The 11634-nt window shown below is 46.2% G+C and carries 11 protein-coding genes; all 11 read right to left on the bottom strand.

Annotated elements, in window-relative coordinates:
* Positions 1 to 11: 11 nt before the first annotated feature.
* Positions 12 to 530: an acetolactate synthase small subunit gene (ilvN, locus tag Q8R38_02205; GenBank protein ID MDP3790836.1), complete on the bottom strand. Its 519-nt coding sequence runs from the start codon at positions 528 to 530 to the stop codon at positions 12 to 14.
* Complete coding sequence (ilvB, locus tag Q8R38_02210; GenBank protein ID MDP3790837.1) at positions 527 to 2203, bottom strand: biosynthetic-type acetolactate synthase large subunit; 1677 nt, start codon at positions 2201 to 2203, stop codon at positions 527 to 529. Before ilvB ends, ilvN begins: the two co-directional genes overlap by 4 nt.
* Positions 2204 to 2206: 3 nt before the next feature.
* Positions 2207 to 3862 carry a dihydroxy-acid dehydratase gene (gene ilvD, locus Q8R38_02215; protein ID MDP3790838.1) on the bottom strand — a complete coding sequence of 552 codons (1656 nt, stop codon included), beginning with the start codon at positions 3860 to 3862 and terminating at the stop codon, positions 2207 to 2209.
* An 81-nt stretch (positions 3863 to 3943) separates the two neighbouring features.
* Entirely contained in the window at positions 3944 to 5110 is a 1167-nt protein-coding gene (alr, locus tag Q8R38_02220) for an alanine racemase (protein MDP3790839.1), read from the bottom strand.
* On the bottom strand, positions 5107 to 5787 hold the full coding sequence (gene tsaB, locus Q8R38_02225) for a tRNA (adenosine(37)-N6)-threonylcarbamoyltransferase complex dimerization subunit type 1 TsaB (GenBank protein ID MDP3790840.1): 681 nt from the start codon (positions 5785 to 5787) through the stop codon (positions 5107 to 5109). Before tsaB ends, alr begins: the two co-directional genes overlap by 4 nt.
* Entirely contained in the window at positions 5784 to 6197 is a 414-nt protein-coding gene (gene tsaE / locus Q8R38_02230) for a tRNA (adenosine(37)-N6)-threonylcarbamoyltransferase complex ATPase subunit type 1 TsaE (GenBank protein MDP3790841.1), read from the bottom strand. Before tsaE ends, tsaB begins: the two co-directional genes overlap by 4 nt.
* A complete protein-coding gene (locus Q8R38_02235; protein ID MDP3790842.1) occupies positions 6194 to 7105 on the bottom strand; it encodes a thiamine-phosphate kinase in 912 nt (303 codons plus the stop codon). The genes tsaE and Q8R38_02235 overlap by 4 nt, the downstream gene beginning before the upstream one ends.
* A complete protein-coding gene (gene mtnA / locus Q8R38_02240; GenBank protein ID MDP3790843.1) occupies positions 7078 to 8106 on the bottom strand; it encodes an S-methyl-5-thioribose-1-phosphate isomerase in 1029 nt (342 codons plus the stop codon). The genes Q8R38_02235 and mtnA overlap by 28 nt, the downstream gene beginning before the upstream one ends.
* Positions 8107 to 8116: 10 nt before the next feature.
* Positions 8117 to 9220: a DUF362 domain-containing protein gene (locus Q8R38_02245; GenBank protein MDP3790844.1), complete on the bottom strand. Its 1104-nt coding sequence runs from the start codon at positions 9218 to 9220 to the stop codon at positions 8117 to 8119.
* A gap of 2 nt (positions 9221 to 9222) precedes the next feature.
* On the bottom strand, positions 9223 to 10263 hold the full coding sequence (locus Q8R38_02250; protein MDP3790845.1) for a type II CAAX endopeptidase family protein: 1041 nt from the start codon (positions 10261 to 10263) through the stop codon (positions 9223 to 9225).
* The gene (locus Q8R38_02255; GenBank protein ID MDP3790846.1) at positions 10260 to 11630 is read right to left on the bottom strand and encodes a YchF/TatD family DNA exonuclease; all 1371 of its coding nucleotides are present in this window, start codon (positions 11628 to 11630) and stop codon (positions 10260 to 10262) included. The genes Q8R38_02250 and Q8R38_02255 overlap by 4 nt, the downstream gene beginning before the upstream one ends.
* Between the last annotated feature and the right edge of the window lie 4 nt (positions 11631 to 11634).

Genomic DNA, 11634 nt, shown 5'->3' on the forward strand with positions numbered 1-11634 from the left:
CCTCCTTTTATTTACTCATTTACTTCCGGCTTACCCGAAAGCCCGCTCAAACCTTTTTCGGTCGTATCCATAGCTATCCTGCCCGTCCGGACAACCTCTATTATCCCAAACGGCTTCAGCAGCGCCAATAAACCCTTTATTTTTGTTGAATCACCCGTCGCTTCTATGCTTACAGATTTTGAACCTGCGTTAACTATCCTCGCGTCAACAGATTCTACCACTTCGAGTATCTGACTTCTGGTCTTGGGGCTTACCGACACTTTTATCAGCATAAGTTCCCTGTCCACGAATTCGCCCTCTTTGAAGTCGACTACCTTTATTACATCTATAAGCTTATTCAGCTGCTTTTTTATCTGCTCAAGCGTCTTGTCATCGCCCTCAGACACTATGGTCATCCTTGAAATACTCGGATCTTCCGTCTCTCCGACCGCCAGAGAGTTTATATTAAATCCGCGCGCGCTAAACAAGCCCGCTACGCGCGCCAGGACTCCGAACTTATTCTCAACCAACACTGAAATAGTATGCTTCATGCTAAACCACCGTCTATCATCTTATTTATGGCTTCGCCTGCCGGCACCATAGGAAAAACATTCTCTTCCTGTTCGACGCGAAAATCAATAAAGACTACATTGTCCGTCTTTAATGCTTTCTCGATCGCCGATTTGACTTCGCTTTTTTTGGTAACACGTATGCCGACAGCGCCGTAGCTTTCGGCGAGTTTTACAAAATCAGGGCACGTCCCGCAAAGGGTCGTATATGAATATCTTTTTTTATAGAATAACTCCTGCCACTGCCTGACCATTCCAAGATAGCAATTATTCAATATCGCGACCTTAACCGGCACTTTGTTTATAACCGCTGTCGCGAGTTCCTGTATATTCATCTGTATAGACCCATCACCCGCTATATCAAAAACGGGCATTTCGGGCCTTCCTATCTTCGCGCCTATAGCGGCCGGAAAACCATACCCCATAGTACCCAGTCCGCCGGAAGAGAGTATTGTCCTGGGCAGTAAAAATTTGTAGAACTGGGCGGCCCACATCTGATGCTGCCCGACTTCGGTCGCGATTATCGCTTTGCCCTTGGTAATTTCATATATCTGCTCTACAACATACTGCGGACGTAACTTATCGTCATTTTTATACTTGAGCGGAAAATTCTTCTTCCATCCGTCTATTTGCTTAAGCCAATCTTTCGTATCCGGCTTTTTAACTATTTTGTTGAGCTGTTTCAAAACTTCTTTGGCGTCTCCGACTACGGGTATATCGACATCGACGGTCTTTGAAACACTCGCCGGATCTATGTCTATATGCACTATCTTCGCATGAGGCGCAAACGCGTCTATCTTTCCGGTGACCCTGTCGTCAAACCTGGCTCCGATGGCAACAATAAGGTCCGATTCCATTATCGCGTGGTTAGCGTAAGCCGTGCCATGCATGCCGGGCATCCCCAATGAAAGTTTGTGGTCCTGCGGGAACGCGCCCAATCCCAAAAGTGTCATCGTTACCGGTATCTCATTTTTAATAGCGAGAGATCTCACTTCTTCGGACGCGTCCGAAGACATCGCGCCGCCGCCCACATATAGCACCGGCCTCTTTGAATCGGCGATAGCCTTCGCCATCTTCTTTATCTGCCCCGGATGGCCTTTGTATGTAGGATTATATCCGCGTATATCGACCTTATCAGGATAGACAAACTCCGTCTCCTGCATCTGTATATCACTGGGTATATCAACGAGCACCGGACCTGGCCTGCCGGTAGAAGCGATATGAAATGCCTCTTTTATGGTCCTGGCAAGATCCTTAACATCTTCGACCAGATAATTGTGTTTGGTTATAGGCCTCGTTATACCGGTGATGTCGGCTTCCTGAAACGCGTCATTGCCTATAAGAAAGCTTTTGACCTGCCCTGTCAACGCCACCATAGGGATAGAGTCCATATATGCGGTGGCGATTCCCGTAACAAGGTTGGTCGCGCCCGGGCCCGACGTCGCGAGGCATACGCCAACCCTGCCGGTAGCTCGCGCGTAACCATCGGCGGCATGCGCTGCCGCCTGCTCATGCCGTGTCAGGATAAATTTAATCGGCGCGTCGTATAGTTGGTCGAATATCGGCAATACCTGTCCGCCGGGGTAGCCGAATAATACCTCGACGCCCTCTTTCTTCAAACACTCTATTAATATTTTTGCGCCTGTAAGTTTCATTTTTTAAACCTTAAGTATTGCGCCTTCTGACGCGGACGAAACGAATTTAGCGTATCGCGCCAGGTATCCTTCTTTCTCTTTAATCTCCGGAGCATGCCATTTAGCCATGCGCGATTTTATCTCGGATTCGCTCAATTTTAGCTCCAATTTTCTTTTTGGAATATCTATAACTATCTCATCGCCGTCCTGCACGATAGCGATAATCCCTCCTATTTGAGCTTCGGGTGAAATATGGCCGATGCACGGCCCCTGTGTTCCGCCCGAAAATCTTCCGTCGGTAATCAATGCCACATCATCCGCTAAACCCATCCCGACTATAGCGGCAGTCGGAGATAGCATCTCTCTCATGCCGGGGCCGCCCTTGGGCCCTTCATAGCGTATGACTATACAATCGCCTTTTTTGATCTTACCGGCCATGATAGCCTGCATACACGTCTCTTCAGATTCAAAGACCCGCGCCTTACCTGTAAAATTCATCATCTTCGCCGACACCGCGGTCTGTTTTACAACTGCTCCTTCCGGGGCTAAGTTGCCTTTTAAGACGGCTATACCGCCTTCGGCGTGATATGGGTTCTTTATATCGCGTATCACATTCTCATCCAGAACCTGGGCATCATTAGCTATCTGGCTAATCTGTTTACCACTGCAAGTCATAACATCATTGAGGACATTCTTCATCCTCTTCATAATAGCGGGTATCCCACCGGCATATTCCAAATCTTCCATGAAATGCTCTCCGCCGGGTAGAATGTTTGTGATATGCGGTGTGGTGCGTGAAATCTTATCGAATTCGTCTATGTTAAGGCTTATATCGAATTCGCGCGCTATTGCCAATAGATGTAAAACTGTATTTGTTGACCCGCCAAGCGCCATATCGATCTTTATCGCGTTCTCAAACGCCTCTTTTCTCATTATGGTCCGCGGCAAAATATTGCGCCTGACTAAATTAACTATCTTCTCGCCGGACTCCTGCGCTATCCTGTCTTTTTTAGCGGAGACGGCCATAGCCGTAGCGCAACCCGGAACGCTCATGCCCAGCGCCTCGGTTATACATGACATCGAATTCGCGGTATACAACCCCTGGCACGCGCCCGCCCCTGGGCACGCGCACATCTCAAGATTACACATCTCTTCCTGTGAAATATCGCCTTTTTTGAACTTGCCTACCGCTTCAAAAGTATCTTTAACGAGCGATAGTCGCCTGCCCCTGTAATTTCCGCTCATCATAGGCCCCGCGGTAACAACAATAGATGGAATATTCAAACGGCCCACACCCATAAGCATACCGGGAGTGATCTTATCGCAATTGGTCAGACAAACGAGCCCGTCAAAAGAGTGCGCTTTGCAGATAGTCTCGACCATGTCCGCTATGAGCTCTCGCGAAGCAAGGGAGTATTTCATGCCTCCGTGGCCCATCGCGATACCATCGCAGATTCCCGGAATACCGAAGAAGAAAGGAACGCCGCCTGCCGCGCATATTCCGCGCTCAATAAACCTCTCTAACCTGTCCATGTGTATGTGGCCGGGGATAATATCTGTCTTTGACGTAGCAACCGCTATAAACGGCTTAGCCATGTCATCTTTGGATATACCCGTGGCGTATAAAAGGCTTCTTGCTCCCGCCCTCTCAATACCCTTTTTTATCTTATCGCTCTTCATGTATGTTCTCCTCGTATAAGCATAAAATTATATACTATATCTTTATGGGGTGTCAAATGAATTAAATGTAAGAAAATGGCTTTATTCCGAGTAGATACGCGGGACGCGATTTGATATGCCGCAGATAAAATCATAGGCTATTGTGCCGGCAAGACGGGCCAATTGTTCTATGCGTATTTCGTGCCTGCCCTGTTTCCCTATTAAAACCACTTCGTCACCTACCTTAACGCCTCTTACATGGCCCACATCTATCATGGTCTGGTCCATGGTAACCTTGCCCACAACAGGCGCAAATTGTCCGCGGACAAGGACTTGGGCTTTATTTGAAACTCCCCTATTATAGCCATCGGCATAGCCTATAGGCACAGTGGCCACCTTTGTGGGCCTCTGGCTGATGAATGTCCTGCCATAACTTATTGAGCGTCCGGGAGGTATATCTTTTATAAACACAATTTTTGTCTTTAAAGACATGGCCGGCTTTAATTTAATGAGTTTTGGGAATGTGTGCTTAGGATACATGCCGTATATGATAAGGCCCGGGCGGACAAGATTAAGGTGTGATCTTTTAAAATCGACTGTAGCGATAGAGTTGGCCGCGTGCTTTAAAGGTATCTTTATCCAGCTCTTCTCTATCGAGGCCAGCAGCCTTTCGAAGGACTCTATCTGGTAACTTGTAAAAAATTCGTCGCGGCCGGCGCTCGAAAAATGCGTGTAAATCCCTTCCATCGCTACGGTCTTTTCAGCCGCTATCTCTTTTACGAATGCAAGCGCGTCTTCATGCCATATACCGATACGGCCCATGCCCGTATCTACCTTTATGTGCACTTTGATCTTTGGGTCGCCAGGCTCTTCCTGTTTTGCCAGTCTCTTTATTTCATTAAATATTTCGTCATTGCAAAGAGTTATAGCTATATCGCGGTATTTGGCTATCTTTACTTCCTCGGGCAATATAGAGCCCAATATCAATATGGGCGTCTTTATACCATGGTCTCTAATGCGCACCGCCTCATCCGTAGTGGCAACGCCCAAATAATTAACGCCTATATTCTCAAGCACCCTGGCAATCTCCACGGTGCCATGCCCATAGGCGTTTGCTTTTACCACGGCCATTAACATTACATCTTTGCCGACAAGGCGTTTTACCTGCGTATAGTTATGCTCTATGGCGCCTAAGTCTACATCGGCCCATGTGGGACGATAACGCGCCCTGGTAACTCCGTTTCTTGTTTTTACGGGAATTGCGTTCATCGGCCGGTCACATCGCATTCTTTAGAATATATATACATAGGCTCAAGGTCCTGTGCCTTAATAAATTTTTTCTTCTTAAAATCTTCTGCCGCCAAACGCGCCACAATTTCCGCTTTCGGATGATAATCTTTGAGAACCTTACCTCCCCTCCCGGAGGGGAAATGGTTTTCCCCTCCGGGAGGGGAAATGGCGTCACCTAAAAACAAAACTTTATCATATTTTTCCAATTTTCTCAATAGATCATCGAGCGGCAAAAGCAGATATTTTGATAATCTCTTTATTATAGACCCGTCCGATCTATACAGGCAGGCATAAACTTTATTTTTTCGCGCGTCCAACACGGGGCATATTATGCCTTTAAACTTCCTGGCGTTCATAGCTATAACATCGAGCGTTGGCACGGCTATTACAGGTTTATTTAAAGCAAAGGCAAGCCCTTTCACAACTGTAACTCCTATGCGCAATCCCGTAAACGAACCCGGGCCTACGCTTATCGCGAAACAATCTATCTCTTTTATTCTGATCTTCGCTTTTTTTAAGAGCTTATCTATCGTAGGCACCAGTAAAATGGAGTGCCTCATATCGGCCTTCTTATGAAATTTCGCTATCACCTTATCGGCCTTAAGCACCGCCAGGCTTAAATAATCCGTGGATGTATCTATAGCAAGTATTATCATAATATCTCTATCTTCCGCTTCTCTTCTCCGGCCACGGAGAATCTCACTTCAGTATATTTTTTTGGCAAAAGCTGCCGTATCTTATCAGCCCATTCTATAACGGTCACGCCGTCGCTATAAAAATATTCTTCGTAGTTCATCGCGTCAAATGAAGAATAGTGGTCAAGCCGGTATAGGTCGAAGTGATACAAGGGCATCTTTCCTTTATACTCTTTTATAATAACAAATGTGGGGCTATTCACATAACGGGCGTTCTTCACGCCAAGGCCTTGAGCTATGCCTTTTGTAAAGACGGTCTTGCCGGATCCTAAATCTCCCACTAATGCCACGACCGAGCCTTTCTTAAGCTTTGCTCCTAATTTTTCGCCAAGCGCGATCGTCTGGCCTATACTTTTGGATATTATCTTCAAAAGTGCGTATATCCTTTTACTTTTATGCCTTCCTCTTTGCCCTTCTCCCTGATAATTTTATATCCGTACTTTTTATCCGTTATCTCGCCTATCAATGAGATGCGCGTTCCCGCCTTCGAGAAATTACGCCGCAGCAGTTTTTCCGCTTCTTTCGCGCCCATCGTAAATAACAATTCATAATCCTCACCGTCGTATAGCGCGTTCTTTAAACTCACCGCGTCTCTGGAGAGGGGTATACTCTCTTCATATATGCACGAGCCCACGCGGCTTGCTTTCATTATCCTGTAAAGATCCAGAGCAAGACCGTCGGACACATCTATCATTGAATTCACCTTAAAATTATTCACTATGTCTTGAGATTCCCGGACACGGGGCATAAAATTAAGGTGCTTTCCTCTTATTGAGCCGCCAAACGAGCCCGTTACCAATATAAGATCGCCCGGTTTTGCGCCGCTGCGCAAGGCCAGGTTTTTCTTCTTAGCCTGCCCTATCAAAGAAACGTCGATAACTATTTTTTTGGATTCGGACATATCGCCGCCGACTATATTTACGCCGAATCCATCTGCCGCGGCCTTGAGGCCCTTGCATATACCGTCCGCTATTGACACATCGAGTCCGGAGTGTATTCCAAGAGAGACCACGGCGTGTTTTGGCACGCCGCCCATGGCGGCAATGTCGCTGATATTGCGCGCGAGCGCCTTCCATCCTATCTGAAAAGGCGTTGCCTTAGTTAACTTAAAATGCACATCCTCAATTGTCATGTCACAGGTAAAGAGAAGATAATTATTCTTGTCCCATTTTAAAACAGCCGTATCGTCCCCGCTGCCCTTTACAACAGAGTTGTCGAGACGAAAATTCTTCGCCAGGCGCTTTATTAGTTCTATTTCACCGATATTTTTGATCCGCATCTTTTAAATATTCCTTTTTCGGTTATTATGGCTGTTATCAATTTGGCCGGTGTAACATCAAAGGCCGGGTTATAGACTTTAACATTGCGCGGCGCCATCATCTTGCCGACTACGCCCCTTACTTCATTGCCGTCTCGCTCTTCTATGGGAATCTCCTTGCCTGTCTTCAGCCTAAAATCAAAAGTCGATATGGGTGCCACGACATAGAAAGGGATCTTGTGATAACCGGCTGATACAGCAAGGCTGTATGTGCCTATCTTATTTGCCGCGTCGCCGTTTGCGGCTATGCGGTCCGCCCCGACGAATATCATATCTATCTTGCCCTTCTCCATAAGGCTCGCCGCCATGTTGTCACAGATCAATGTCGTATCTATGCCTTCACGCATCAATTCCCATGTGGTAAGACGCGCTCCCTGTAACAATGGCCTGGTCTCATCTACATACGCTTTTATATTCTTGCCCTGTTTATTCGCCTTAAAGAGCACTCCCAAAGCTGTCCCATAATCCGCCGTGGCGAGCCCTCCCGCATTGCAATGCGTGAGTATTCTCGAGCCCTTCTTTACAAGGCTCGCGCCATGGCGTGCCATGCGCCGGCAGGCTGACTTATCTTCATCGATAATTTTAAGCGCCTCTTTCAATAATATATTCTTTATCTGCGGAATGGTATTTTTTCTGTGCTCATAAGCGGCCTTTTCCATCCTCTCAAGCGCCCAAAATAGATTTACCGCTGTCGGACGCGAGGAGCCCAAATACAAAACGTGTCTTCTCATCTCTTTAAAAAATGCGTTAAAATTTCCCGCCCCGGAATCTTTAATTCCGATAATCACGCCTAATGCCCCCGCTATGCCGATTGCCGGAGCCCCGCGGATCTCCAGGCGCTTTATCGCGCGCCAGAGCCTGCGGACATCATCTGTCGAAACAACTTTAAACTTATGCGGCAATAGCGTCTGGTCTATAAATCTGATTTTACCGTTCTTAAATGTAATCGTCTCTACCGGCATCCTTCCTCCCCTATCCCCAGATCATCTTTGTCAAAATATTCCGCTTAATAGATATAGCCTTATACGGACATACCTCGTGACAACACAGGCATCTGATACACTTTTTATAATCGATTTCGCAATGGCCTTCTTCTATGGTTATACAGTCAGCGGGGCAAGTAACTTTACACAGATTGCACCTTCTGCATATGTCTTTATCTATGTATGGCTTGAATCTTACAAGCGACGCCAACGCGTTCAGTACGCTCTTGGGCAATATCTTCAATGGCGTTGTCTGCGGCAGTTTAAAATCTTTAGTTATAAAATCGTTGATATCGTCGCCGACAAGTTCTATGCGCGAAAGATCGGCTTCTCCAAGCTCCATTTTATAAACTTCCTTTGTAACGAGCACATCTAAAGATTTTAACCCTATTGTCTTCGCGATACAGGCATCTATGGCCACCGCGTCCGTTCCCGCCATCACAAGGTTCATCTTCCTGGGCGTGCCGGCGGAGGGGCCATCCCCCTCCATGGCCAGTATTCCATCCAAAACTGTGAGACCGGGCCTGGCCACTGAATACACTTTTGCCATTATCTTAGAGAAGTCCTCTTCTTTCGGCGCGCGCGAATGGCATTGGGCCTTATACAGCCCGACAACAGCCCCAAACATATTCTTTACCGCCGCGGTTATTACCGTAATGCTGTGCGTTTTGAATTTCGGTATCGATATAATAAAATCCGCGTCCAAAACATGCTGCGATAATGGTATCCCGTTAACTGATCTTGATAATGTAAATTTTTTTATCTCGATCCCTTCCTGATCCGCGACACTCTTGATGCCGGAAGTCTCCAATATCTCATCTATATTATGGCCATAACCTCCCGGCGCGTCGCCTAAAGATACTATACCGCCCGCGCCCTTAACGAGCCGGGCAACCGCTCTCACAACTTCCGGATGCGTCGTAACCGCGTCTTCGGGCACATGCGGCGAAAGAAGGTTTGGTTTCAATAATACCTTCATGCCGGGCTTTATGAAGGCTTCTATGCCGCCTACAAGGCCTATCGCCCGCTGTACCGCGTCACGTACATTGTTAGTATCGTAACTTTCGCATCGAGATATCGCTACTTTTACCATTCTCAAACTACTCCGGCCTGTTTTATCAGAAAAACCAGAAATACCATACTCAGGTTATGAGTTATATGCACCGTCATAGAAGATACCAGTGTACCTGTTTTTTCATATAGGAACGCCAACAAGATGCCCAGCGCCATTATGGGCAGAAATCCCACTACATGCGAGTGTAGTGTAGCGAATATAGCCGCCGTTATCACCACAGACCATAGTACGCCTGTATATTTTTTTAAGGCATTGTACATGAAGCCCCTGAAGAATAGCTCTTCTACTATGGGTCCGAGTACAGCCGCGAAAAAACTCGAATACGTAAGGAATGCCACATCTTTTTCTTTTAAAAACATCTCTACCACAGGCTGTCTTTCGGGCACATATTTTGTTATGCTGATTATTATCGCGGTGACGGCCAATATTACCGCTAAAACCGGCAATAGCGCAATATATCCGACTATACCATAAAACACATTTTTAAAAAAATTCTTGACCGAAAGCCCTAACGCCTCTAAATTCTCCTTATATTGAACGATAGAAAGATTTATTATAAAGACTACGGCCAATATATCAAGGATCGTCGTATTGATTATCATCCTGATGTTATCCGATTTCAATATGGGAAAAATTCTTGCCCAGAACGCTTCCGCTATGATTAATATATAGCCGAAAAATAAAAAAAGAATGATAACCTTGCAAAGATCCCATATCGTCCATTTCGCGGCGGGCGGGCTTAAACTGCGTATGTCAAACTTTTTACTCAATAACGACGAGAAGATGATAAAATCCAAAGACGTACCGAGCATCAGCATGGCCAGTATCAGCATCGTTGCCATGCCGAACAAAAGCATAAGCGGCCCATTCTTGCGCAGGGATTCTTCTATATCCGGCCTGCGGGCAAAAAGATCCTGGCTTAACTCCTGCCCGGCCTTAGCCTTTTTAACCTTCTCCGCCTTTTCGGGGCTTAAGAACATGATAGCGTTAAATAAAAGAACAAACACCAGTATAAGCAGATAGAGGCGCTCTTTATTGACAAAGTTTAATACTTTATTCATCCGGTCACGCCGTATGTTCTCATTCTAAAAGACGCTCCAAGCGCCTGGGCAGCGGCCTGGCACCCTTTTATATCCACTTCCGGCAGACTAAGGCATGTGATTTCTGTCTCGATCTTATTTTCCACACAATCTTTGATAAACTTTACCACCGCCTTGTATGTCTTTTCGCCAAATTCAGGTTTACAGATTTTATTGTATAATTTTTCATTATCCGTGTTTAAGCTTATCGATACCCTGTCTATCAATCCCGCGAGTTCTTTCGCTATCGGCCTGCCGTTTATAAGGTCGCCGTGGCCGTTTGTGACAAGCCTTATAACAGCGCCTTTGGCCTTTAAATCATCCGCAACTGCTTTAACAATATCGAGCCTTGCCGTAGGTTCTCCATAGCCACAAAATACTATCTCCTTGTACTTTTTCGGATCAGACCCTACCGCTTTCAGCACCTCTGTCAATGTCGGTTCTCTATCCAGTTTAAGATTATGGCCTTTGACAAACGCCGTCTGGGCCCTTACGCAGAAATAACAGTTGTTTGTGCATCTGTTGGTAATGTTAAGATACAGGGAATCTCTTATTTCATACGCTATCTTGGAATATTCCTCATCGATCCCTAAAGAAAATAAGCCGTTGGCATTATGTGTGGTAATTCTCGCTATATCATCCTTTGTAAGTCCGGTTATTTTAGACCATTCATCGACTAAATAAGTAAGATAAGACGGTTCATTGCGTTTACCCCTCAGGCCTTCGGGTGATAAAAATGGCGCGTCCGTCTCCAATAAAATTTTTTCCGTCGGAACTGTCCTTGCCGACTCTCTTAGAGCCTGGGCTTTCTTGAAAGTGAGATTGCAGGTGAATGAAATATATAGCCCCATATCAAGACACGCTTTCAAAAGCTCACCGCTTCCGGAGAAACAGTGGATGACGCCTCTTATCTTGGGACCGTATTCTTTCAGAATGCTTATGGTATCGTCGTCCGCTTCCCGTGAGTGGATTATAAGAGGCAGCTTTACCTCCTGCGCGAGCTGAATGAATCTTTTGAATATTACTTTCTGGGTTTCTTTGGATGAAAGGTTTCTGTAATAATCAAGGCCCACCTCTCCAATGGCAACCACCTTCTTATTTTTAGCCAGAGCCTTTATATCATCCACTACTTTGTCGGTAACTTTACTTGCGTCATGCGGATGTACTCCGACGGAAGCGTAGACAATATCATATTTGTCCGCAAGCTCCACGCACCGGCGGCTTCCCTCTATGGAGCTGCCTACATTAATGATTCGCGCAACTGCGGCCTTAACGGCCCTATCCAAAACGGCCCCCCGATCCGCGTCAAAATCCTTAAAATCGAGGTGGCAATGTGTGTCTATTAGCATGTGG

The organism is Candidatus Omnitrophota bacterium (genome assembly GCA_030695905.1).
Classification (GTDB): domain Bacteria; phylum Omnitrophota; class Gorgyraeia; order 2-01-FULL-45-10; family 2-01-FULL-45-10; genus CAZHPY01.